A 25,479-nucleotide genomic window follows, 5' to 3' on the forward strand; every position below is an offset into this window, starting at 1 on the left:
TCAGGGTAAAACCGCATATAACGATTGACAGTCTTCCATAGTTTGAGAAAAAAATCTCATACCGGCGTCTCGCTAATAGTATAAATTACCGCTTCCACTTTCGTGGCAAATCGGACAAAATTCGCTGTTTGACGACACGCCGCGTATTGGTCGAAAAACGCCAGCCTTGCCCCTTCAGGTGTAACATTCGGCATTCTCCTTCTGAAATCCTGTTTTTTATCTGGAAAGAGAACATTAAACGCAGGCAAACGATTAACAATATACTTACGACTGTAATAAGTCGGTTCAGGAGTCATTTTTACATGGCAACGATCAAAGATGTGGCAAAACGTGCTGGCGTTTCTACCACAACCGTATCGCACGTGATCAACAAAACACGTTTCGTCGCCGAAGAGACCAGGGCCGCCGTCAGGACGGCAATCAAGGAATTACACTATTCACCCAGTGCCGTCGCCCGCAGCCTTAAAGTCAATCACACCAAATCCATTGGTTTGCTGGCGACCTCGAGCGAAGCCCCCTACTTCGCTGAAATCATTGAAGCCGTCGAAAACAGCTGTTACGCCAAAGGTTACACGCTGATTTTGTGTAACTCACATAACAACCTCGATAAACAGCGCGCCTATCTTTCCATGCTGGCACAAAAACGCGTCGATGGATTGCTGGTCATGTGCGCGGAATACCCGCCTGAATTGCTCGCCATGCTGAAAGACTATCGCAACATTCCGATGGTGGTTATGGACTGGGGGCAGGCCCACAGCGATTTTACCGATACCATTATTGATAACGCCTTTGAGGGCGGCTATATGGCGGGCCGCTACCTTATAGAGCGCGGTCATCGGGATATCGGCGCCATTCCCGGCATTCAGGAACGGAATACCGGCAGCGGGCGCTATCTGGGATTTTTAAAAGCGCTGAAAGACGCCAATATTCAGATTCACGATGAATGGATCGTACAGGGAGATTTCGAGCCTGAATCCGGCTATAAGGCGATGCATCAGATTCTGGCGCAAAAACACCGGCCGACGGCGGTGTTCTGCGGCGGAGATATTATGGCCATGGGGGCAATCTGCGCCGCCGACGAGCTGGGGCTGCGCGTTCCCCTGGATATTTCGGTTATCGGATACGACAATATCCGCCATTCCCGCTTTTTCACCCCGGCGCTGACCACCATCCATCAGCCCAAAGAACGGCTGGGGCAATCGGCTTTCGCCATGTTGCTGGACCGCATCACCAGCAAGCGGGAAGACGCGCAGACCATAGAGGTACGCCCTACCCTTATCGAACGTCGTTCCGTGGCCGACGGCCCATTCCGCGATTACCGACGTTACTCCTGAGAACGGAAACGCGCGCCACGCCGGCAATGCTTCGGCCAATTTATACTTGTACCTTGGCCGAAGCAGTCATAAACTGATCAGCAGTTTTTAGCACAACAATCATAATTTATTTTTAATTCACTATCCTTTGAGTGTTAAGCGCATAGGGAGTTTGCGTATTTATCTTAAGGATAAGTGCCTCTACGTGTTTGCGTACCGGCTTTTTTCTCTTCATTTTCCTCTGATATCCGGAGGGTAGACGATGGGTGATCCCACCGATACACCGCTTAAAAGGTAATAATTGTCTATGCTTTCCTTGCGGGTACTTCGCGAGCAGCAAGGTAGGGAGAAGTTATGAGTTCATCATGTGTAGAGGATGTCGAGGAACTGGGCCGTCATCATACGTCCTGGTTCCAGATTGTGCGTGAAATGCTGGACATGGCCGATGTCAAAATCAACGGTTCCCGCCCTTTTGATATCAAGGTCAAGAATCCTGATTTTTTTAAACGCGTATTGCGTGAAGGATCATTGGGATTGGGTGAAAGCTATATGGATGGCTGGTGGGAATGTGAGCGGCTGGACGTTTTTTTCCATCGCATACTACGCGCCGGACTGGAAGAAAAAATACCTCACCACCTGAAAGATATTTTGCGCGTCGCCGCCGCACGGCTGATGAATCTGCAATCCAAAAAACGCGCCTGGATAGTCGGCGAAGCGCACTACGATCTGGGTAACGACTTGTTTTCGCTGATGCTGGATCCCTATATGCAGTACTCCTGCGGCTACTGGAAACAGGCATCCACCCTGGAGCAGGCGCAGGAAGACAAACTGGAGATGATCTGCGAAAAGCTGCAGCTTCAGCCAGGAATGACGCTGCTGGATATCGGCTGCGGCTGGGGCGGACTGGCGGAATTCGCCGCGCGCCGCTACGGCGTCTCCGTTTGCGGCGTCACTATTTCCAAAGAACAGCAAAAATTAGCCCAGCAGCGCTGCGAGGATCTGGACGTCACGATTTTGCTGCAGGACTATCGCGATCTGGATATGCAATTCGATCGGGTGGTTTCGGTGGGCATGTTCGAGCACGTCGGACCGCGCAACTACGACACCTATTTCCGGGTGGTCAGTAAAAATCTTAAGCCGGACGGGTTATTTTTACTGCACACCATCGGCGCCAAAAAAACCAACTCCGAAGTCGACCCGTGGATTAATAAATATATTTTCCCCAACGGCTGCATTCCTTCCGTACAACATATCGCCCATGCCAGCGAACCCTATATGCTGATGGAAGACTGGCATAACTTCGGCGCCGATTACGATCGCACCCTGATGGCCTGGCACCAGCGTTTTCAGCAGCATTGGCCGGAAATTTCCGATCGCTATTCCGCGCGATTCCGCCGTATGTTCAGCTACTACCTTAATGCCTGCGCCGGCGCGTTTCGTGCCCGCAATATCCAGCTGTGGCAAGTACTGTTCAGCATCAACGGCATCGAAGGCGGCGTACGGGTTCCGCGCTAAAATAGCAAACCGCACCCCGCAAGCCGGAACGCTTATCCAACCGGCAGGGGTGCGGATTCACGCGTTACGCCTCGGGCAGCAGCTCGGACGCCTGTCGGCCGGCCAAAACCCGTTCCACCGTATCTACCACCGCCTGTGTCTGCGGATCAATTTCGATATTCACCCGCTGCCCCAGGCGCCGCTGTCCCAGCGTGGTGCGGTGCAGCGTCTCGGGAATCAAATGCACGCAGAAGCGGTTGCGGGTAACTTCGCCAACCGTCAGGCTGATCCCGTCAATGCCGATAAACCCTTTATGCAGCACATACTTCATCAGCGATTCGTCCGCCAGGCGGAACCAAATCTGATGGTTATTTTCTGAAACCAGAATTTTCACCACTTCCGCCGTACAGATAATATGACCGGACATAATATGCCCGCCGATCTCGTCGCCATATTTCGCCGCCCGCTCCAGGTTGACGATATCGCCTGGGGTAATATCCCCCAGATTGGTCAGCCGCAGAGTTTCTTTCATCAAATCAAAACTGACGCGGTCGCCCTCCACCGAGGTTACCGTCAAACAGCAGCCGTTATTGGCCACCGACGCGCCGGGAACCAATCCCGGCAGTAATTCGGGCGGAAGTTGCACCACATGGGTACGAAAATTTGCTTTTTCATCGATGGACACCACCGTCGCGGTGCCTTGAACAATACCGGTAAACATCAGGCTTGCCTCTTAAAACGATATAAAGGAATAGGAGTAACTGCCGGGCGATACCGCCGACGCGCGCATCGCTGGTTGAAATAGATCGCTATCACGCAGTGTGCCCCAAATGAAGCTGAAAACCAAACCGCATTGCCAATCATCGCCGGGCATATTAACCGCAGTGTCGTCCGCCGCTAATTTTTCGCCGGCCAAGCTGGTTTACTTCCGGCGAGTCGCTACAATATCAACCTTATCTCTATCGGCAATACCATTGTTTTTATCCAGGTTTAATTATCCCGCTATCCGGTTGGTCAATTCAAGGAAGGTGTTTGTGCAGAAGTACCTGTCTGAAACGCGTAAGTTATTGGCGCTCGCGGTTCCTGTCATCATTGCGCAAGTGTCTCAGACATCCATGGGTGTGGTTGATACCATTATGGCCGGCGCCTACAGCGCGACCGATATGGCGGCGGTTGCCGTGGGCACCTCCATCTGGCTGCCCGCCATCCTGTTCGGTCACGGATTATTGCTGGCGCTGACGCCGGTAGTTGCCCAGTTAAATGGTTCCGGCCGCCGCGATCGTATCGCGCATCAGGTTAGACAATCCTTCTTTCTGGCGCTGGTGGTTTCCCTGTTGACCATGCTGGCGCTTTATCAGGGGCAGCACATTATCCGCCTGATGAACAATGATTCGCCTGAACTGGTTGAAAAAGCCATCGGCTATTTACACGCCCTGCTGTGGGGCGTGCCTGGCTACCTGTTCTATCAGGTTTTACGCTGCCAGTCCGAGGGCCTGTCGAAAACCCTGCCGGGCATGATTATCGGTTTTATCGGCTTGCTGATTAACATCCCCATTAACTATATTTTCATCCACGGCAAGTTCGGTATGCCGGAACTGGGCGGGGTGGGCTGCGGCGTGGCGACGGCGTCCGTATACTGGATCATGCTGTTGCTGATGGCGGCCTACACCAAGCGCGCGGTCTGGCTGCGCGATATCAGGTCGACGCAGCGATTCACACCGGACTGGCACACGCTGAAGCGCCTGTTTAATCTCGGCCTGCCCATTGCGCTGGCGCTGCTCTTTGAAGTGACTTTATTCGCCATCGTCGCGCTGCTGGTTTTACCGCTCGGCGTGGTGGACGTCGCCGGTCATCAGATCGCGCTTAACTTCAGCTCCCTGATGTTCGTTCTGCCGCTTTCCGTGGGTATCGCGACGACAATACGCGTCGGCCACCGACTGGGAGAAGGCTCGGTGGATAATGCCCGCATATCATCGTATACGGGACTGCTGACCGGCGTGGTACTGGCGTTCTGCACCGCAATTTTCACTACGCTGCTGCGCGAGCCCATCGCCTTGCTTTACAACCAGGAGCCGGCGGTGGTGGCGATGGCGTCGCAGTTGATGCTGCTGGCCGCCGTTTATCAAATATCCGATGCGATTCAGGTTATCGGCAGCGGCGTACTGCGCGGCTATAAAGACACCCGCTCGATCTTTTACATAACCTTTACCGCCTATTGGATACTGGGGCTGCCGAGCGGCTACCTGCTGGCGCTAACCGATTATATAGTGCCCATGATGGGACCGGCGGGCTTTTGGTGGGGATTTATTATCGGCCTGACCGCGGCGGCGATCATGATGGTCACCCGTATTCGCTGGCTCCAGCGGCAGCCCGCGGAAAAAATCCTGCTGCGCGCCGCGCGCTGATACGGACTGGTTAAGGCCACCGGAGTCCACAACGCGGTTGCGCTCGCAGGCCAGATCACTTGCACTCCACGGATTCACCCGCCACGCTGGGCTTTGCCCCCGCGCGCTACGCACGGTCGGTAATGGTCGCCGAAGTCCCCGCAGGAAAAACCACCGAAATCGCTTGAAGCTTCCCGCCCGGCTTTTCAACGAAAGATAGACGTCACTGGACATCTATGGAACAAGAAATGGTGCGTTCTAATGGACTCGAACCATCGACCCCCACCATGTCAAGGTGGTGCTCTAACCAACTGAGCTAAGAACGCATTGTGATACTGACGGCATTAACGCCGCGCTGTCAGGGCGACAGCGGGACGAATATTAACGGGCTATATCACGGCTGGCAAGGAGAAAAACGCAAATTTGTTCTGAATGGCGTGCAATTGCTGCGCTTCTATCCATGCCGTGGTTTTTTTCATCATTTTCCACGGTATCTGACTGATTCAGGAACAAAATCTGTATTAACGCGCGGTCGCCCTGGCCTTGTAATGGTCGGAGGTGGAGATAAGCTCTCGATTTCCAAAGCGGTAACCGTAAGCATCAGTTCCTTTGTGCTGCCAAAAGCGCAGCCTCAAGCTCATCTTTAGTCATGCGGACGCAGTAGGAAGGCATTCCCCTTTCAAAACGCCATCCCTCGGCAAGAGGACCGGCGTCGACGGCATCAAAACCAAATGATTCGTAAAGCGCTGCGGCAAGCTTCTTACCTTCTTCATCGTCGCCTGCAAGCGGCAATGCGCGTCTGCCCGGCGTACCCGCAGGGAGCCCATCGCTTTCAAGCTGCGTCATGGGGATGGCATTAAATGCTTTGGTAATTTTAGCGTCGGGTAAGTAACCGGCCAGAAGTTCACTGGTCGTTGTCTGCCGGGACTCCAGTATATCCACGTTGCCATCCCGTTCGGGATAGTAGTTAACGGCGTCAATGACCCGTTTTCCCCTGAGCTCATCAGCCGGAAGAGTGTGAATAGCGGACAGGGGAACCGCAATGATGACGATATCGCCAAATCTGGCGGCTTCGGTTGCCGTACCGGTGTCACAGCCGACCATGGAGCGCAGACTGAAAAGCGTCTGAGGTCCGCGCGAATTACTCAGCATGACCTGACGCCCTGCGTTAATGGCGAGCGTGGCGACGGCTCTGCCGACAAATCCCGCGCCAATGATGCCTATCTTCATTTTTACTCCCTCTGCGTTGTACCAATGAGAAGTTAATATTATTCCCTCTCAGATAAAGATAAATCGTATTATTGTAGTTTTAAAAACAACTAACAGGAGGGAATCATGGATAAGCTGACCAGCATGAAAATTTTCGTGAAAGCCGCGGAGCTGGGGTCGTTCGCAGCAGTGGCGGACGCGTTAGGCATGTCGCCGCAAATGGTCGCCAAGCATGTGGCGGCACTTGAATCCCACCTTGGCACCCTCCTGATTAACCGCACAACGCGGCGGCAGAATCTGACCGATATCGGACGCAGCTATTATGAACGGTGCCGGGTTGTGCTCACGGAAGCGGAAGAGGCGGATGCGGTTGTTCTTAATATGAAGGCCACTCCGTCTGGCATCATCAGGGTAAATGCGCCCGTGACCTTTGGATCGTACGTACTTTCTCCCTTTATCACGCGTTACCTTGGTTCTTATCCGGAAGTTCAGGTTGAACTGACATTGAGCGATCGTATCGTTAATCCAATTGAAGAAGATTTTGAAGTCATCATCCGTATTGGGGAACTGGCCGACAGTTCAATGGCGGCATGGCCGCTGACGCCCTACAGGCTGATCGCATGCGCTTCGCCGTCGTATATTGAACGGCACGGTCTGCCACGGGTGCCGGCAGATCTCCATCGTCATGCCTGTCTGGTTTATGGGCACTGGTCGGCATCCATGCCCTGCCGGTGGATTTTTCAGAAAGACGGCAGAAAAGAAGAAGTCAGACCCGAAGGAAGATTCAGAGCGAATGACTGGAAAGCGCTTATGCATGCGGCGCTTGAAGGGTACGGCGTGACCCTTGGCCCTGAAACGGTACTGAACGATGAAATCAGTAAAGGGCATCTGATCCGGATTCTCCCCGGCTATGAAGGCCCGTCGCGGCCAATGCACGTCCTTGTTCCGGCCGCGAGGAAACAGACGGTCAAAATCAGGTGTTTTATTAATGCCCTCAGAACGGCTTTTAGTCCTGAAAGAGCGGGCTGACGCCAAGATCGATAATCTCGTACTCCCCGCTAATGACGGGCTTACAGAGGATTTTATAGCCATCGCTGTCGAAGCCCGGCGCGGCAACCATTAACGCTCCCGCCTTATCCAGGCTGTCTACGGCGCCAAGCCATAGCCAGTGGTGAATAATATGATACTGCGCCATATCAGGGCCCTGCTCTCGCAGAGCGATCGGACCGTTCCACTGCCAGCACACCACTCGGCTATGCTCCAGCGCCGACACCAGGCGCTGATGATGAGCGGCCGGGCTTTCTTTGCCGCAGCAGGCGCCGGCGCAACGCTTCAGCGCCGAACGAAAGCATGGGCGTCCCCGACTCAATGGTTCAAGTCCTAATAACCCATAGCAGAGTTGATATTGATCGGCGATGGATTGCAGCGCCTGCAACGCCGCCCGCCGGTTGGCGAAAAGCCCAAATAAACCCGGTTTTCGGTCAAAATCCACCTCTTTGGCGTAAACCACTTTAGGCTTGTCACCGTTAAGCTGCAATGCGCAAAGCTGCTTGTTGCGGCGCAGGCGTTTATTAAATAGCGGTTGCAGCTTTTTAATCAATTGCGCTTCCAGCAACAACGCCCCTATTTCTCCGGCGGTCCTGATGAAGGTGATACGCCTCGCCTGGCGCAGCATGGCTGCCTCATCCGGGGTGCGTAAATGCGAAAGCACCCGGCTGCGAATATTCACGCTTTTGCCAATGTAGAGCGGCATGGTTTCACACTCGCCGTGGAACAGATAAACCCCAGGCAAAGAAGGTAAACCATCAAGCCATTGGCGCAGGTGCTCCGGGTATTGATAAATAGCCGCCGCTTCAAACTCCAGCCTTGGCGCGGTATGACGTCTGGCCAATTAACCCCCTATACTGATTTTTTATCCAGTATAACGTCGTTAAATGAAGTTTTACATGGCGATAAGCAAATGATTATTCAGCGACTCCTTCAAGAAATATTCGGCCGCAGAGTCTGCCATATATCATAGGCGGCCACGACGGTTTCCATCTGTGCGGTATGACCGGCGATAAAATCCTCGCCGTAGATCGTTTCGTCCGGATACTCGGTGATCAGCGTTATTGGTACGGTATGCCGGTCATCCACGGAGAACAAGCAGGGGAATCCGTTGATGATTTGGAAGCCGGTTTCGCCGGCATGGATTTCGTAAAGTGCAATCTGCCGATTATTGTAGTCGAGAAGGCCGGGTATCCTGCTCAGATGGCGCGTCAAGCGGTCCAGCAGCGTTACAGCCTGCTCTTCCCAGCCCTTGTGGTGTCGAACCATCAAAAAGAACCCCTTGGGCAGTGTCCACATGGCGAAATTGCGCGGCACATAGCCTGACAGCGGACGCGTCCATTCATGCGAGGGATAGCCGTGCAGATTGACATGCAACTTCGCCCCGCTCAATTCCTGCGCCTTTAGACGTATTTCCTTCTCGTTGAGATAGGCGCCGGCATTCTCGCGGGTGCGGTACTCCAAATCGTCGCCGAGAGCCGTATAACGGGCGGCATGGTGCATATGACGCGGATTGTCGACGCACAGGCGCCGCTGGAGCGCATATCCATCCGGATTCTCAAGCGGCGAAATAGTGAAATGCGCGTTGCGTCTTGCCGCCAATTTGCGCGCGGCGCGGATTGCACCCACGATGCCGGTTGTTTCGTTCGGATGCTGGCCCCCGCTAATCATGACCGCCGCGTCGCTGCCGGCGATATAGCGGGCCGTCAGCATCCGGCCCGATCGTGACCAGGCGTGGAACGCCTCCCCCCCGATCTCGGAGAGTAGCTGAGCGATCTGCCGCGCAGCAGGCGGTTCAACCGCCTTATCGATCGTCTGGGCCGCGCCATCGAAAAAGGTGGTTGTTAGCGGTCGGATTTCGACCCGAGCCGACACTTCCCCCTCGCTTTTAACGATTTCCGGAACGATTTGGCCGGGCTTCAAACCGCGGTCTCCAAGGGGCCTGCCTGATTTCTTCTGAAAAAATTCCAGCAGCGAGAAATAGAAATCCTCGTGCAGCCCCTCACGAAGGCTGACAACCTCATCGCCGACGGCAAGCGGGAAGTCCCCGGCCGGGTGCGCCACGCGGACGTTAAGTTCCTCGAAATAGGGCTCGTCGTTTCCCCAGTCATGGCCGGCGATAGCCTGGACTACGTCGTTGAAAAGGCACTCGTAATCCGTCTCTACCCTCTCGCCCGTTTCCTCGCCGGCAAGCCTGAGCCAGCCGCACGGCGATACATTGATTTCGTCGACGATATCGGAGTGAACACGATTCGGCGCCAATACCTTGAATGTTTCGCTCTTTCCGTGTCGCGTAAGCGCCACATCGTAGAAAAATGCGCCATCCTCGCGAGCAATAAACTCGATCGCCCGGTCACCAACCAGAGCGGCGAGTGGATAGGCTTCCAACCGAAACCGGTTCGCCGGCGCATGCTTATGCACCGGATAACGCACCCGGATCGCCGTGACGCCGTCAAGGTCGATCTCTTCCAGAAAAACGAAAAGCAGCGGTTTGTAGGCACTGCGAATACGCGCGGCGACGCCCTTGGCATGCAGTTGCCGCTCTGCAATACGGCGGCTCTTTGCGTCATCGAACGTCCAGGCCTCGAAGGCGTGGCCGGGAACCGCGCGCTCAATCAGCCGATCGAGGCTGCGCTTGAAGGATTTCTCGAAAATCGAAGTCATGTCCAATTACCTTGAGGTTCTGCCGGTTGGATCGAGATCATCCCGCAGCCAGTCTCCCAGCAGGTTGAGACCGAGCACCGTAAGCAGGATGGCAAGCCCTGGAAATACGCTGACCCACCAAGCGGTCTGCGATAAGTTCGGCCGTCGGCCAGCATGCCCCCCCAGCTCGGAATGGTCGGATCGACGCCAAGACCGAGGAAGGTCAGGCTGCTTTCCAGCAGGATATTGTTGGCGATGTTAAGCGTCATCAGCACGATCACCGGACCGACCAGATTCGGCAGCAGATGTTGGAGGAGGATAATGCGCCAGTCTTTCACTCCAATCGCACGCGCCGACAGAATGAACTCACGTTCGCGAAGCGTCAGCACCGAGCCTCGTACGAGACGGGCATATTGCAGCCACTGCGAGACGATCAGCAGAATGATGGTATTTAATGGCGCTTATCCACCCGGGCAACCAACCGGTCGCCCAGCCATTGAATGCCGCTTACCAGCACGATAAGTACGGCAATCACCGCCACCATCACCGTGGTTTCAAAGCGCTGATAACCGTAGCGAATCGCCAGATCTCCCAGGCCGCCTGCGCCGATGGCGCCCGCCATCGCCGAAGCGCCGATCAGCGCCACCAGCGTTACCACAAACCCGGACAGGATCCCCGGCAGCGCCTCCGGGATCAGCACATCCCAGACAATGCGCAGTTTGCCGGCGCCCATGGCCCGCACCGCATCAATCAATCCGCGATCGACATCGCGCAGCGACACTTCGGCGACCCGGGCGAAATAGGGCGTGGCGGTGATGGAAAGCGGCACAATCGCCGCCCAGGTCCCCAGCGAGGTGCCCACCAGAAAACGCGTCAGCGGGATCAGCGCCACCAGCAGAATAATAAACGGCAGCGAACGAAAGCCGTTAATTACCATTCCCAGCGAACGGTTAATCCAGCGGTTTTCCGCCACGCCCCCGGCGCTGGTCATCACCAAAATCAGCCCCAGCGGCAGTCCTGCTATCAGTGAGATAAGCCCGGACACCGAGGTCATAATCAGCGTTTCCTGAATTGCATTAAGCAAGAGATCAATCATTACCGGAGACATAGCCGCTTAACTCCACCTGAGCCTGCTGCCGCTGCAACCAGGCAAGAACCTGTTGTTGAGACGCCGGGTCATCGACCGGCAGCGAAAAGAAGAAACGGACCACGGCATAATGCTGAATATGGTCGACGCCCCCCTGGATCAGGCGAAACTTGCCGGGCAGCGCCTGCGCCATACGCGTCAGGATTTCACCCTGCCGCTCCTGGCCGGCATACTGCACGCTGTAGATGGCCTCCCCCTGAGGCTGCGGCGACAGGCGTGCGGCCAAACCTTCCGGCAACTGGGGCAACAATCCGCGCAGCAGGATGCGCGTCAGCGCCGACTGCGGATGGGCAAACACCTGCCATACCGATCCCTGCTCGACAATTTCACCGCCATCAATCACCGCCACCCGGTGAGCAACGGTTTTGATCACTTCCATTTCATGAGTGATCAACAAGATGGTGATGCCCAGCTTTTGATTGAGGGATTTCAGCAGCGCCAGAATGGCGCGCGTGGTCTCAGGATCCAGCGCCGAGGTGGCCTCATCGCACAGCAACAGCGCCGGGCTGGCGGCCAGCGCCCGGGCAATACCGACGCGCTGTTTTTGTCCGCCGGACAGCTCGGCGGGATAAGCCCCGGCTTTATCTTCAAGGCCGACCAGCGCCAGCAGTTCCGCCACCCTTTTCCGGCGCCGGGCTTTGTCGTAACCGGCAATTTTCAGCGGCAGCGCGATATTCTGCTCAACCGTCTTCGCCGACAGCAGGTTAAAATGCTGAAACACCATGCCGACGCGGCTGCGCACCGACTGCAACGCTTTCTCGCTCAGCGCGGTAATCGCCCGCCCTTCGATTTCGATAGTCCCCTCATCCGGCTTTTCCAGTCCGTTGAGACAGCGGATCAGGGTGGATTTCCCCGCCCCGCTGCGGCCGATAATGCCCAGTATCTCGCCTTTTTTTACCGTCAGCGAGACGGATTTCAGCGCCAGGGTATTACCGAAGCGCCGGCTGACCTGATGCAAACGCACCACGTCCCGCAAGGGTTCCGACCCGTCGTCCCCGTCGGGAAAGGCGCCTTCCGGCGCCTGGTTTCCGCCGGAGGACGGGTCAGCGCCGACGCCGAAAGGCGCCGTGGATTCAAAAATTGCGCTCATGCCCGGCTATCCTTACCAGGCTGATATGCCGGTGCCTTTATAAACCTGATCAAATACTTTTTTCACCGCGTCATTCTGGTAAGAACCGACCAGCGTTTTCACCCATGGCGCATCGGCGTTCTCTTTTTTCACCGCGATGAAATTGTTATACGGATTGTTTTTCACCGGCTCCTGCGCGATGCGATCTTCGGTGGTCAGACCGCTTTTCAGCGCCCAGTCGGTATTGACGATGGCGGCATCAAGGTCGGGAACCGAGCGGCCTATAATGCCGGAATCCAGCTCTTTGATTTTCAGCTTACGCGGGTTCTCGGTCACGTCCGCGATGGTGGCGAAAATTCCGGAGCCTGGTTTCAGTTTGATAACGCCTTCCTGCTGCAGCAGAAGCAGGCCGCGCGCTTCGTTAGCCGGATCGTTAGGCACGCCGACTACCGCCCCTTCCTTCAGTTCAGCGGCGGATTTCACTTTTTTCGAGTAGAGGCCGATCGGCCAGACCGCGGTATCGCCGACGCGTACGATATCGTAGTGGTTCACTTTGATTTGGTTATCGAGAAAGGGTTGATGCTGGAAGGCGTTGGCATCCACTTCGCCATTCTGCAGCGCTTCATTTGGCTGATTATAGTCATTGAATACCACCGGGATTACCGTCAGCCCTTTTGCCGCCGCCTGCTTGACCACTTCGCGCCATACGTCCTCATCTTCGCCGCTGATAATGCCGACTTTAATGGTGGTTTTATCTGCCGCCCATGCGGCATTCAGTGGTGCCGCCGCGCCGCCGATCGCCACTGCCGCCGTAGCGGCCAGTAACAGAGCACGAGATGTTTTTTGATAAAATTTATTAATCAGGTAGCGCATACGATATTCCCCAAAAGGAGTGAGATGCCTGCGTTATCGCAGGCATCATGGGAGTATACCCAGCGGGTAATATCGTAATAATGATATTTTTACATATTCATTTTGAATATATGTCTTATTAGCGCCGACTCGCCGCTTTCTCGACGTGCGCCACTACGTCATAGACGGCACGGCTCACTTTGCTGACCTGCTCGGCGGTGATGACCAGCGGCGGCGCCAAGGTGATCGCCCCGCCGCGAAATCTGGTTGCCGGCGCGGTCGATTCAGGCGACAGCGAACGGTTGCCGGTCAGTCTTTATCGTGCGCGCTGGCGGCAATATTGGCCTGCCGCCAGTTAAGCAGCGGCGTCACCGACATACCGTGGACCACTACGCTGGCGACTATCAGCGTAAAGGCCATATCGGCCATTCTGGTTACCTCGTCGCCGGCCAGTCCATGGGTATAGCCCCAGGCGATGTAGTTAATGCTGCCTATTCCCCGAATTCCCAGCCACCCCAGCACAAGGCGCTGTTCACGCTGAACCTTCATCCCGGCAGTGGCAATCCATACCGACAGCGGCCGGATAATCACAAACAGCAAAGCCGCCATCAGCAAACCAGCCGGATCCCAGTGTTGAGCCAGCGTGATGCCCAGCACGATAATAATGCCCGCCGCGAACACCCTTTCCACCATATCGCCAAACGACAGGGCATCCCCCACCACTAACCCAACTGAACTGGTGGGATTGGACTCGCCCGGTTCGTGGCGTATATGGGGATTGACCAGCACCTCTGCGGGAGGACGGTTATCGCCGTCGGAAAATTGATCGGCCGGCTGGCGATTGATTACGCGCATTTCCGCCCGGCGCAGCCCGACGCCGGCAGCAAACGCCGCAAGAAAGCCTGACGCATCCAGCGCCTGCGCAGCGGCATAGCTCAGGGCTATCAGCGCCAGCGCCAGAAAGTCGTTCGGCGCAACGTCCTGATAGGTATGCCGCAGATGCGTAGCGTACTGGCCGACAAAGCGCCCCATGACCAAGCCGATTCCCACCCCGGCGGTGATGGCCCATAACACGTCCACCAGCGCCCAGTGGCCGAACGACGCCAGCGTTACCCCGCCCTGCGTGGTCAACAGCATAACCGCCAGCATCAGCAGCGGCAGGGCGCTGCCGTCATTCATTCCCGCCTCGCTGGAGAGTGAGACGCGCAGATTGTCATTATCGCTGGCATCGTTGACCGAGATTAAGCTGGCCAGTACCGGGTCGGTAGGCGCGACAATAGCCCCAAACGCCAACGAGAGCGGCCAGTTGAATCCGGCAAGAAAGTGCGCCGCCAGCATCACTCCGGCGACCGTCAGCAGCATACCGGGAAACGCGAGCCGCAGACCGATGCGCCAACCCTGGCTTTTTAGCGGCACCCTTAGTTTGAGGCCGGTAATAAACAACGAAGCGGCCATGGCGATTTCAGTGATATTTTTTGTCAGTTCGGCATGAAGCGCGATGTCCACCCGCAGCAGATTTAACACCCATGGCCCGCATAATACGCCCGCCAGCAGATAGATGGCGAACACCGTTATCGGGCCGCGCTTGATCCAGCCCGACGCCAGCGACATCAGCAGCAGCAAACCGCCAGTTGCGGCGGTCCACCCAAGAAAGCCCATCTTTATTCCTCGTTAGGATCTGACTAATTTGGTAAGTATGATCCCTAATAGAGAAGAAGAAAGGATATCTGTTTGAAATAACCAATGATATCGTCAAGGGCGCAGGTGCAACCGGAGAGGAGCAAACAAAGCGTGAGATTCGATCTTGTCGATTTACGACTCTTCCTGAATGTTTATAAAGCAGGCAGCATCACCGGTGGCGCGGCCCTGTCCCATATTACATTGCAATCGGCCAGCGAACGTATCCGGGGTATGGAAAGCGAGCTTGGCGTACCCTTGCTCAGCCGTTCAAAGGCCGGCGTTAAACTGACCAACGCCGGCTATTCGCTGGTTAATCATGCCAATATCGTGTTGCACCAGATCGAACATATGCGCAGTGAGATGCATCAATATGGTCAAGGGCTGCGCGGACATATTAATGTGTTGTGCAACTCTTCGGCGCAAAGTGAGTTTCTACCCGAAGTGCTGGGTCCATATTTACTGAGCAAACCGAACATCACCGTCTCCGTCAAAGAAATGCTCAGTTATGAGATTGTCGCCGCAATTAAAAACCAGACGGCAAATTTAGGTATAGTGGCCGATTCCATCCACTTGAACGACCTTGCATCCCTGCCATTTCGCGATGATGAATTAGTCGTGCTGACCCCGGCCGACGGCCGGTGGCAGAATCAGGAAAGCATCTCCTTTGAGGCGATCGTGGATGCCGAATTCATCGGTTTAACAGAGGGCAGCGCGCTCCAGGATCATCTTGACGGGCATGCCAAAAAACTGGGCCGTCGTCTCCATTACCGAGTACGTATGGCCACATTCGACGCCATTGCCCAGATGGTAAATAATGGCGTCGGTATAGCCGTGATCCCCAGGCATGCGGCCGAGCGCTATGCTGCTTACCATAACAGTAAAATCATTCGCCTGTCTGAAAGCTGGGCTAACCGTAAACTCGTTATTTGTGCCCGGAGTTTCAGCCAGCTTCCTGGTTATGTTAAGGCGTTCGTTGATTTTATTTCCGGGTATAAAAACAATCATCAGTGATTATTTAATGGCCATATAACCGCCAAGGATAATAAGCCCGATAAAAAAAAGGCGGCGAAATGACGACTCGCTGATAAACTTGCGCAAATATTGCCCCAGATACATCCCCAGCACCGCGGGTATTAAAGCGATGGCCGACAAATAATAATCGATGCGTTCAAGTTCACTACCTTTAGCAAGTTGTAATGCCAATGCTAACGTGGAGGCGGTGAACGCCAGTCCCAGCGCCTGTACAAGATCGTTTTTATTTAGCCGTAGTGATTGTAAATAGGGAACGGCAGGGATAACGAAGATCCCCGTCGCCGCAGTTATACAGCCGGTGATATAACCCACTAGCGGAGAAAGCCATTTTTCATACCGCCCGGGATCGGGGAATTTTTTTGCCGTCAGCCCCCAGACACCGTATGCGAGCAATACCATACCCAATGCGGGTCCGGTCCATGTGGAAACAGAAGTGAGCTCAGGCAAAAAACTGAACAACGTGCCGGCAAAAATCCCCGCCAGCAGTGTCCAAAACCGTTTTATCAGACTAAAAAAATCCGTACCGATGAGTAATTGCCAAATATTCGTTGCCAGCGACGGTATGATTAATAATCCGGCCGCCGTCGCTGGCGCCATCACCAGAGTTAATAATCCCATAGCAATAGTAGGCAACCCCAGACCAATAACGCCTTTAACCATACCAGCAATAAGGAAGATGAAAATTATTATTGCCACTTTTTTACCCTATGTAAAACAGCCAAAGTTGACTTAACAAGTCAATGCTAAATTCCTTTATTGGCCCACGCATATGAGTATTTGGCTTACGATAGATCAAGAAAAAACTGATTTATTTAAAAATCAACGCATTAAAGAATTGGCAAGGTTTTTATTTACTCGCCACGAGTTTTATTTATTTTAATAAAAGAAAAACTGAACATAAGTAGATAATTAATGGTTACTATGTTAAGACAATGTGGTCATCTTCATGAAAAACTATACCTATCAATCCAATAATCTCACTATTTGCCACAATGATATACGATTCTCGCAGAGATCATGTCACTAGAAACGATAACATCCGATACATAATTGGTACTCACAAAACAGCAGTATAAAGAGGAATAATGGAAGCACTATGGAATATAGAAACTGCAGCGACTAGATACTCGATGCCACAGGTGAAGAAACCACACGTTTTAACTGAATGTACCAACTATATTGCGTCTTCTATTTGATTATATTTATGTTTCTGGATTTAATAATCATTTCAAGTATAAAATTATCATATTTATAACAACTAAATATAATAGAGCTTTTAGTTGACTTGAAGACTGTTTGGTTCACTCATTCCAAATGGATTAATATCAACCACCAAATGTCTTTACAAAGTAATTCAGGCAGTTGACATCAGTAATGGAATAACATCAAAATCACAATTAAACACATTATTAATAACCATAGGCTTGCTTATGAGAAATTAAACCACGCATAACGTAGTCATCAATATTAGCATAATGAATTGTAATCTCTTCATTAATATAAATATCACTGATTGCTTTTAATATCCCCCATATACCCAAACCATCCTTTTTCCATATTATAGTAGCATTGGGGGATATTGAATGATTGCAGAAAGATGCAAAACCAAGTAATACATGCGCATTTGAAACCTCATTTGGTAAGTGCGATTTTGTCCAAAAATAGTAGTCCCATATAATTGTTTTATCTATATAACCCTCTTCCTCTGGGCGAATAGGGACGGCTAATGATACCTCAATCACACTGCCTGATTTAATATTTATCTTTGAAAAAACCCCTCGTCCAGAACTTACATCCTTGGCCAAGAAAATTGACTCTTCTCTCTGTATTCCAATTTTCATAATATGAATCCTCAAAAATTATTATCCGTCTTTATGATTTTGATAGGTACTAGCTTTATCCAGATTAAAAATAAAATTGCAGTAAATGAAAATAGTGTTCCAGTCACCCATATAAGACTCTCCGCGCCTAAATTATCCATCAAAAAACCGGAAAGAGGCACACCTATGACTCCAGAAACTCCCCACATCATCGCAAATGCGGCATTACCCGCTGCCAGAGTCCTTCCTGCATAACGGCCTCCTAATTCGTTAAGCGCTATCGTTTGGAGGGAAAATACTGAAGCTCCCAAAGCCACAGGAGCCAAATAGCTATAGTAGTCCTTGGTCAATTGCGGCTTAAAAATTATAAAACAGATCGTACCTGTTATTATAATACAAAGAGTAACGTTAAATGTTGGCCATTTATCCAATGCTAATCCACAAGGAAGTTGGATGACAACACCGCCAATCAAAATCAATGATAAAATCAGCGAGATGATATCTCTATCCATACCAAATGAAATACCATAAACCGGTAGGAGCGACATAAAAGCGTTATCGAAAAGAGTTGTTGATGCGTAGCATAAGACGAGTATCCATGACGTTCTTATAAATACCAGTACGGATGATGAAGATGTATCATCCGTACTGGTATTTTTTTGCATATGCAAATGAATCTGTGATAAATATATAGGGATAAGAGAAAAAAATAAAATAATAGTGAGCAACAGAATGGGTTTATAAATCCCATTCCCCGACACTAATAACAATAGCGGTCCTATTGCATATCCTATATTTGTAATAGCCGTATAGGCCCCAATAAGTCTGGCTCGATGCGACGGCGGCGAAATCTGTAAAATCGTTATTTCACTTAAAACATATATGACATTAATTGCTATTCCAAGTAAAAAACGAAGTGGAGACCAAAACCAACCAACTGGGGTTATAGCTATAAACCAAAGAATAACTATAACAGTAAAGACGGATAAACATATCAAGGCTTTTCTATTATAATCTATAGCATATTTAGTTATAAAAAAAGAGGATACAACAATCCCCAACGGAGTACACGCCGCATTAATAGCTATTTGTGTTGTAGAGGCGCCCGATAACACAAGTATCGAACTTAGCAGTGGATATGTCAGCCCCTGAGCAGTAGAAAACGCCATAACTGCCAATATTACGGCAAAGCATGAAAAATATATATTCTTACGATCTAAAATCATTCTAACACTCCACTCAAATTTTTCATGAGCGATTACTATCTATGAATATATTGGAAATGATAGCCATTCTCATAGGGATACCATTATGCGCTTGTTGGAAATATCTAGCTTGAGGCATACTGTCAATATCAAATGCGAGTTCCTCTGCTCGAGGAAGAGAATGCAATATTATTGACCCTTTTCTGATATTTTTTAACCTTTTCCGGTTAAAAATAAAATTTTTCGGTATTATAGAATACCTATCCTCAATTATTCCATGATGATAGATAACATCCATATCACCTAACGCGCCATCATCATTAACAATGAACTTATAAGTTATCTTATTGCTTTCAAGCATATGCAACAAATCTTGATTAATTTCTTTTTCAGATGAAACAGCTATATTAATTGTTGTCGAAGGAAAATGTCGAAATGCTAAAATAAAAGAGGGGACTGTACGAACACTTAAGGCACCTACAATAATAATATTCAGATTATCTAAAGTATTAAATTCTTCGAAAATAGTAAAGACATCCAACAAAGCTTGCGTAGGATGTTCTGCATTTTTTCCCGACCCATTACCAGCATTAATGACAGGGATAGTGGAAAACGCTGCATACTTATAAATAGCGTTAACCTCTGGATGCCTGATTATGACACCATCTACGTATCCATTTAAAATACGAGCCGTATCTTCTAAGTATTCATTCCAATTATTCCCCGCGCGAGTTCCTTCTGGGGTATCAAAACCTATTGTTTTTCCTCCTAAACGTAAAACTGCAATTTCAAAGCTAAATCTTGTTCTGGTGCTTGGTTGGAAGAAAAGCAACGCTAAGGTCATATTTAAATTTTTGGATATAACTGCATTGCCGTTTTTGAAATTTCTAGCACGCTTTAACAATGATATTATATCTAACTTACTGAGTTTCTGCATACTTATTAAATGACGCCCTTCGACATTTGATGACGTACAAAAAAATTTTTTCATTTATCATCTTCCTATTGTTAAGAGCAGCCCCATAGGAGGTTTCCCTAGAGGGAATGATTTTATCCCGAAAGCGAGAGAAGGATCATATTGAAGCTCTTTAAATTCAATTAATTTCAATCCTGTTGAAATTATGGTATTTAAAATATCATCTAACGTATAATTAAAATAATACACTTCCTTAGCTTTATATGTAGTATTATTATAATAATCAATACCAGTGACATGTAACATTGGTTTATTATTAAAATAATCATATTCTATATATGCACTTCCATCTCTATCTCTATCCATTTTGAAAATATTTAATACCGGATGTGATTCATATATAACAGCAACACCATCTTTTTTAAGTATTTTCTTTATTTGTGAAATATATAAATTTAAATTTGGTATGAAACATAATGCACCGGCAGTAACAAAGACAATATCAAAATAATTTTCGTATCCGACAGGTAAGAATTGTGCATCCGCTTTAATAAACTCGCACTTAAGACCTGATGCTTTAGCAAGATCAACTGCTTCTTTTAACACATTTGTTGAGATATCAAATCCTACACACCTATTTGCCCCAAACATTTTAACAGATAAAAGCTCACGACCGTTGTTACAGCTTAGTTGAGCAATAGATGCACCTTTTAGCCCAAGAGATATGAGCTTATTTTTCAATATTTCGTCTATTGGTAGTGTATCTTTCTTTTGAAGTAAAATTTTCCAATCATCGTGCTTAATTTCTCTATGTAATAACGCTGCTTCATCCCAAGCCTCTTCGGCCATCTTCTCAAAATTAATGGTTTTTTCTGACATATTCATACTCCTATGGAAATAATTATTTTTAATTATCACTATAACAATTGCGGTACTATTTCTATAAGCTTAGTACATGCCTATCTAATTTTTATCATATGAAATATTATTTATCACCATTTCAATAGTATCTAGTGCTTCATCAATGAGATGAATTGGTATGTTTAATGCAGGCATGATTTTTATGACCTCATCATTAGAACCACAAAGCTCTACTAAGATGCCAGCATCAAATAACTTCTTTTGAATTACATTACTATATATTGGATTCTTTAGACGAAGCCCCTGCATCAAACTAATTCCACAAACCATTTGTATAATATCAACATGAGCATTAGCGATATGGTTTAATCGCTCAGTAAAATGATAAGATAAATGACTAGCATGGTTCTTAAATTCATCACGTTCCCATAATTCAAGAGCTGCGGTAGCGGCAGTAAATGAGATATTTGGGCCTCTAAATGTTCCGTTATGCTCACCAGGCGACCAAATATCATATTCTTGTTTGATTAAAACAAATGATAGTGGAAGACCTCCCCCTACGGATTTTGCGACCGTAATGATATCCGGATCCATATTGCTTCTTTCAAAACTGAAATATGGTCCCGTTCTTCCACTGCCCGTCTGTATCTCATCAACTATCAAAATAGCTTTATGTTGCTTGGCGATCTTTCCTATCTCATTCAGCCAAGGAATTGTTGCAACATTCAAACCACCTTCCCCTTGAACTGTTTCTAAAATAATTGCAGCAGGTAAGTCTACGCCAGAAGACGGATCAGATAACATTTCTTGCAGAACATTAAGTGACTCGTTTCCACTCAGCTGCCTATAACCATCATAAGGCCATCGAGTAATATCATTAAACGACACTCCAGCAGAAAACCTTTTCTGCCTATTTCCGGTTATCGCCAATGAACCTTGACTCATCCCATGAAATGCATTTGTAAATGATATTATATTACGCCGCCCAGTTATTTTTCTTGCAAGTTTTAAAGATGCTTCTACTGCATTAGTCCCTGTAGGCCCTACAAATTGAAATTTATATCTACTTTTCAATTTATTAGTTACTACATTTTCAAATTTTTTTATAAATTTAGCTTTTTCTATAGTATGTAAATCCAGACTCAATAATAAGCCGTGTTTTTTCAGATGTTCAATTATTCTTTTTACTATAAATGGGTTGTTATGACCAAAGTTCAAACTCCCACATCCGCAAACCAAATCTATATATTTTTTTCCATAAATATCAGTAAGTAATGATCCTTCTGCTTTTCTAAAAATAACAGGAAACTTCCGGCAGTAAAACCTGACCTCCGACTCCAGCCTATTAAATAAATCCATATCAATTACATCGGTATCATTAACATTCAAGGTATCCATATTAGCTGCACCCTCCGTATAGGTTTGCGCATGACACAGACTATATATTACAGATGGGATTGTTAATCTAATTATGTGATTTAATGACAAGGAGCATATAAAAACATGTTCTTTTTATTGTGGATATATATTCTATATACTTATAAAAAACGTCTTAATGAGAAATAAAAAACAACAGATATACTTTAACAGAATAAAATAAGAAATCTATTTATTCCATTGATAAAAATACTATCTAAAAGAATTTTTTAATACCGATTTATTATACACTACCTTAGCCTCAATTCAGAATATATTATTTTGAATATGGCTTGGGTTTCACCTTTAGCTTAGCATCAATGAGCAGTAAGGTTTGCCTTAAGGCATATTTGATATAATTACCACTCTTATAATATTTCTAACAATTATCTCTATAAGACTTTCTTAACTGCTTTTATGCCAATGATAGAAACGATGCGTATCCTGTACTTACATTCACTACTCGTCCGTCTGCCTACAACGCAGTATATTCTGCCCGCCTCTGACAAGCCTTGAGCGCGAGCGTCCCGCCGCTGTTGCTACCCTCACCGCCGCGGTAGGTCCGGCCGCCGGTCTGGAAAAATATCCGCCAGCGGCTACACTCAATGTTAATGATGTTAACAATCCGGTGGTGATTATTGGATTATATTTATTCAATTACAGAGCGTTCCATCAACAGATTCATTCAAAATATGCTGTTTTATCCCGCCCATTCGCTGCGCGTTTATGTTGTTCCTGATGCGGCGCTTTCCTTGTTCCACCGTGACATCAGACACGCCTCGCGCGATTGCGGCGCGGGGATCTTGTCTGGCGCGCGAGAGGGCATTATAACGGCAGAACGCACAATAGGTTACAGCGTAACTAAGTGCGATCCCCACACCATGCAGACAGGAGGATCGGTTTGACCACCATTGCAACGGAAAACACCACCGACACCCCGCCCCTCCCCGTACTGAACGGCGGGCGATACGCCTTCTTTTTCGACGTGGACGGCACGCTGGCGGAGATTCGGCCGCAGCCGGACGCCGTTGCCATTCCTTCTGATGTGCGCGCCAATTTGCAGGCGCTGTCGGCGGCGTGTCACGGCGCGCTGGCGTTGATATCAGGCCGCCCCATCGAACAGCTGGATAAACTGATTGCGCCGCTCAGCCTGCCGCTGGCCGGGGTACACGGCGCCGAACGGCGCGACGGCGCGGGTAACCTGCATCGCGTCACGCTGCCGGCGGAAGTGTCGGAACCCCTGCGGCAAATGCTGGAGCCCGCGATGGCCGCCATGCCGGGCACGTTGCTGGAGGCCAAAGGCATGGCTTTCGCGCTGCACTATCGCCAGGCGATGCCGTATCAACGGCAGGTAGTAGAATTGGCGGAGTCCGCCGTGGCGCGCTTTCCTCAACTGTCGCTACAGCCCGGCAAATGCGTGGTGGAGATAAAGCCGCGTGGAATCGATAAGGGCGCGGCGATTAACGCCTTTATGCAGGAAGCCCCTTTCATCGGACGCATTCCGGTTTTTGTTGGCGACGACCTGACGGATGAGAAAGGATTTCTGGCAGTGAATGCCATGCAGGGCATTTCCGTTAAGGTCGGAGACGGTTCAGGCCATGCCCGCTACCGCCTCGGACAGGTAGCGGACGTTTACCGCTGGCTTGAACAATTACTATTACAACGAAAGCAAGATAACGTCGCTAAGGAGTTAAAGCTATGAGTCGCCTGGTTGTCGTATCTAATCGTATCGCTATTCCCGATAAGTCGAAGTCCAGCGCCGGCGGACTGGCCGTCGGTATTCTGGATGCATTGAAAGCCACCGGAGGATTATGGTTTGGCTGGAACGGCGAGATAAGCGAAATATCCGGTGAAGACGAGGACGATTTGAACCTGCAGGAAGTGGACGGCATCACTTACGCCGCGCTTCCGCTTAATCAAAACGATTACGATCTCTATTACTGTCAGTTTTCCAATACCGTCATCTGGCCGGCATTTCATTATCGTATCGATCTGGTGCAGTTTCAGCGCGAAGCCTGGGAAGGCTACTGTCGGGTTAATGAACTATTGGCCAGACGGTTACAGCCATTGATCAAGCCGGACGATATCCTGTGGATCCATGACTATCATTTGCTGCCGTTTGCCGCCGCGTTGCGCAAAATAGGGGTGAATAACCGCATCGGTTTCTTCCTGCATATTCCTTTCCCGACGCCGGAAATTTTCAATGCGCTGCCCACCCATCAGGAACTGCTGAAAATGCTGTGCGAATATGACTTGCTCGGCTTCCAGACGGAAAACGACCGCATGGCGTTTCTTGACAACCTTGGGCAGTTGACCGCGCTGCAGCCGATCGGGGCGAAAACCCATCGCGCTTTCGGTAATACCTTTATGACGGAGGTTTATCCGTTAGGCATAGCGCCTGACAGCATCAAGGAGATGGCGCAAGGCCCGCTGCCGCCCAAAATGGCCGCGATGAAACGCGAACTGGGCGATGCGCAGAATATTATCTCCTGCGAACGGCTGGATTATTCCAAAGGGCTGCCGGAACGCTTCCTTGCCTATGAGGCCCTGCTGGAGCACTACCCGCAGCATCGCGGCAAGGTGCGCTATTCGCAAATCGCCCCGACCTCGCGCGGCGACGTGCAGGCTTATCAGGATATTCGCCATCAGTTGGAGATGGAAGTCGGACGGATTAACGGCAAATACGGCACCTTGAACAGCACCCCGCTCTACTATCTCAACCAGCATTTCGACCGCCGACTGCTGATGAAAATATTTCGTCTGACGGATGTCGGGCTGGTCACGCCGCTGCGCGACGGCATGAACCTGGTGGCGAAAGAGTATGTGGCGGCGCAGGATCCTAAGGATCCGGGGGTACTGGTACTATCGCGATTCGCCGGCGCCGCCAATGAACTGACCGCCGCGCTCATCGTCAACCCCTACGATCGCGATGAAGTGGCGGCGGCGCTGGATAAAGCGCTGACCATGCCGCTGGACGAGCGTATCTCCCGCTATAACGACATGATGGCGGTGCTTCACAAAAATGATATCGCGCACTGGCGTGATAGCTATTTGCAGGATCTGCGGGCCATCCAGCCGCGCAGCGCCGCGTATGGCGCCGCCGCCCAGGCGCCAACCTTATAAACGCCGCCCTGGCTTCAGGCGGCGGCGAGCCTCCTCACTTCCCTGTCCCGCCCCGTAGACCGGGGCCGTATATCAATCGTTGCCGGAAAAATACGCCGGACTGCCGCGCAGCGGCTTAGGCGCACGGCGTTATTTTTATGTTTATAAATAATGAGTTATATGATTTACCCGCCTTTGGCGGCGGTAGAAAAACGTGATGGATAGCACGCTTTTTGCTGTAAGTGATGAAACGAATGGCTATACTAATAGCGAAACCCTGGACAACATC

General features: G+C 50.2%; 22 protein-coding genes and 1 tRNA gene. 7 read left to right on the forward strand and 16 right to left on the reverse strand.

Annotated elements, in window-relative coordinates; genetic code table 11:
• Positions 1–302 precede the first annotated feature (302 nt).
• Complete coding sequence (gene purR / locus DDT56_RS09975) at positions 303–1,334, forward strand: HTH-type transcriptional repressor PurR (RefSeq protein WP_136166295.1); 1,032 nt, start codon at positions 303–305, stop codon at positions 1,332–1,334.
• 333 nt (positions 1,335–1,667) lie between these two features.
• Positions 1,668–2,828 (forward strand): cyclopropane fatty acyl phospholipid synthase, encoded by a 1,161-nt coding sequence (cfa, locus tag DDT56_RS09980; protein ID WP_136166296.1) that lies wholly within the window; start codon positions 1,668–1,670, stop codon positions 2,826–2,828.
• A 64-nt stretch (positions 2,829–2,892) separates the two neighbouring features.
• Here cfa and DDT56_RS09985 read toward each other — a convergent pair whose 3' ends face one another.
• A complete protein-coding gene (locus tag DDT56_RS09985; protein WP_136166297.1) occupies positions 2,893–3,528 on the reverse strand; it encodes a riboflavin synthase subunit alpha in 636 nt (211 codons plus the stop codon).
• 313 nt (positions 3,529–3,841) lie between these two features.
• On the opposite strand from DDT56_RS09985, the gene DDT56_RS09990 reads away from it, so the two are divergent.
• A complete protein-coding gene (locus DDT56_RS09990; RefSeq protein ID WP_136166298.1) occupies positions 3,842–5,212 on the forward strand; it encodes an MATE family efflux transporter in 1,371 nt (456 codons plus the stop codon).
• A gap of 228 nt (positions 5,213–5,440) precedes the next feature.
• Here DDT56_RS09990 and DDT56_RS09995 read toward each other — a convergent pair.
• Both DDT56_RS09995 and DDT56_RS10000 read right to left on the reverse strand, forming a co-directional pair.
• Positions 5,441–5,517: transfer RNA gene (locus DDT56_RS09995), tRNA-Val, on the reverse strand.
• Between the two features lie 274 nt (positions 5,518–5,791).
• Entirely contained in the window at positions 5,792–6,421 is a 630-nt protein-coding gene (locus DDT56_RS10000; RefSeq protein ID WP_136166299.1) for an NADPH-dependent F420 reductase, read from the reverse strand.
• 105 nt (positions 6,422–6,526) lie between these two features.
• Between DDT56_RS10000 and DDT56_RS10005 the strand changes: the two genes are divergently transcribed.
• Positions 6,527–7,429 (forward strand): LysR family transcriptional regulator, encoded by a 903-nt coding sequence (locus DDT56_RS10005; RefSeq protein ID WP_136166300.1) that lies wholly within the window; start codon positions 6,527–6,529, stop codon positions 7,427–7,429.
• Here DDT56_RS10005 and cho read toward each other — a convergent pair.
• The 7 genes from cho to DDT56_RS10040 form a co-directional block, all read right to left on the reverse strand.
• A complete protein-coding gene (gene cho, locus DDT56_RS10010; protein WP_136166301.1) occupies positions 7,407–8,291 on the reverse strand; it encodes an excinuclease Cho in 885 nt (294 codons plus the stop codon). The two genes, DDT56_RS10005 and cho, sit on opposite strands and share 23 nt — an antisense overlap.
• Positions 8,292–8,380: 89 nt before the next feature.
• Complete coding sequence (locus DDT56_RS10015; protein ID WP_136166302.1) at positions 8,381–10,111, reverse strand: M14 family metallopeptidase; 1,731 nt, start codon at positions 10,109–10,111, stop codon at positions 8,381–8,383.
• The gene (locus DDT56_RS24790) at positions 10,108–10,536 is read right to left on the reverse strand and encodes an ABC transporter permease (protein WP_335341471.1); all 429 of its coding nucleotides are present in this window, start codon (positions 10,534–10,536) and stop codon (positions 10,108–10,110) included. The genes DDT56_RS10015 and DDT56_RS24790 overlap by 4 nt, the downstream gene beginning before the upstream one ends.
• 5 nt (positions 10,537–10,541) lie before the next feature.
• Positions 10,542–11,198, reverse strand: coding sequence for a methionine ABC transporter permease (locus DDT56_RS10025; RefSeq protein ID WP_136166303.1), 657 nt, complete (start codon positions 11,196–11,198; stop codon positions 10,542–10,544).
• Positions 11,179–12,327 (reverse strand): methionine ABC transporter ATP-binding protein, encoded by a 1,149-nt coding sequence (locus tag DDT56_RS10030; RefSeq protein ID WP_136166304.1) that lies wholly within the window; start codon positions 12,325–12,327, stop codon positions 11,179–11,181. The genes DDT56_RS10025 and DDT56_RS10030 overlap by 20 nt, the downstream gene beginning before the upstream one ends.
• Positions 12,328–12,339: 12 nt before the next feature.
• Positions 12,340–13,179 carry a MetQ/NlpA family ABC transporter substrate-binding protein gene (locus DDT56_RS10035; protein ID WP_136166305.1) on the reverse strand — a complete coding sequence of 280 codons (840 nt, stop codon included), beginning with the start codon at positions 13,177–13,179 and terminating at the stop codon, positions 12,340–12,342.
• A 288-nt stretch (positions 13,180–13,467) separates the two neighbouring features.
• A complete protein-coding gene (locus tag DDT56_RS10040; protein ID WP_136166306.1) occupies positions 13,468–14,817 on the reverse strand; it encodes a cation:proton antiporter in 1,350 nt (449 codons plus the stop codon).
• A gap of 132 nt (positions 14,818–14,949) precedes the next feature.
• Between DDT56_RS10040 and DDT56_RS10045 the strand changes: the two genes are divergently transcribed.
• Complete coding sequence (locus tag DDT56_RS10045) at positions 14,950–15,849, forward strand: LysR family transcriptional regulator (RefSeq protein WP_136166307.1); 900 nt, start codon at positions 14,950–14,952, stop codon at positions 15,847–15,849.
• Here DDT56_RS10045 and DDT56_RS10050 read toward each other — a convergent pair whose 3' ends face one another.
• The 6 genes from DDT56_RS10050 to DDT56_RS10075 form a co-directional block, all read right to left on the reverse strand.
• Complete coding sequence (locus DDT56_RS10050) at positions 15,850–16,566, reverse strand: sulfite exporter TauE/SafE family protein (protein WP_210417005.1); 717 nt, start codon at positions 16,564–16,566, stop codon at positions 15,850–15,852.
• A gap of 713 nt (positions 16,567–17,279) precedes the next feature.
• On the reverse strand, positions 17,280–17,711 hold the full coding sequence (locus DDT56_RS10055) for an SET domain-containing protein-lysine N-methyltransferase (RefSeq protein ID WP_136166308.1): 432 nt from the start codon (positions 17,709–17,711) through the stop codon (positions 17,280–17,282).
• A gap of 11 nt (positions 17,712–17,722) precedes the next feature.
• A complete protein-coding gene (locus tag DDT56_RS10060) occupies positions 17,723–18,916 on the reverse strand; it encodes an MFS transporter (protein ID WP_136166309.1) in 1,194 nt (397 codons plus the stop codon).
• Between the two features lie 22 nt (positions 18,917–18,938).
• The gene (locus DDT56_RS10065) at positions 18,939–19,886 is read right to left on the reverse strand and encodes an aspartate/ornithine carbamoyltransferase family protein (RefSeq protein WP_136166310.1); all 948 of its coding nucleotides are present in this window, start codon (positions 19,884–19,886) and stop codon (positions 18,939–18,941) included.
• Positions 19,887–19,889: 3 nt separating this feature from the next.
• A complete protein-coding gene (locus DDT56_RS10070; RefSeq protein WP_168197599.1) occupies positions 19,890–20,690 on the reverse strand; it encodes a class I SAM-dependent methyltransferase in 801 nt (266 codons plus the stop codon).
• A gap of 84 nt (positions 20,691–20,774) precedes the next feature.
• Complete coding sequence (locus tag DDT56_RS10075; protein WP_136166312.1) at positions 20,775–22,070, reverse strand: diaminobutyrate--2-oxoglutarate transaminase; 1,296 nt, start codon at positions 22,068–22,070, stop codon at positions 20,775–20,777.
• 919 nt (positions 22,071–22,989) lie between these two features.
• Here DDT56_RS10075 and otsB point away from each other — a divergent pair.
• Positions 22,990–23,790: a trehalose-phosphatase gene (gene otsB, locus DDT56_RS10080; RefSeq protein ID WP_136166313.1), complete on the forward strand. Its 801-nt coding sequence runs from the start codon at positions 22,990–22,992 to the stop codon at positions 23,788–23,790.
• Entirely contained in the window at positions 23,787–25,211 is a 1,425-nt protein-coding gene (gene otsA / locus DDT56_RS10085; RefSeq protein ID WP_136166314.1) for an alpha,alpha-trehalose-phosphate synthase, read from the forward strand. Before otsB ends, otsA begins: the two co-directional genes overlap by 4 nt.
• Positions 25,212–25,479 lie beyond the last annotated feature (268 nt).

It is taken from the genome of Brenneria corticis, assembly GCF_003115855.1.
Lineage (GTDB): Bacteria > Pseudomonadota > Gammaproteobacteria > Enterobacterales > Enterobacteriaceae > Brenneria > Brenneria corticis.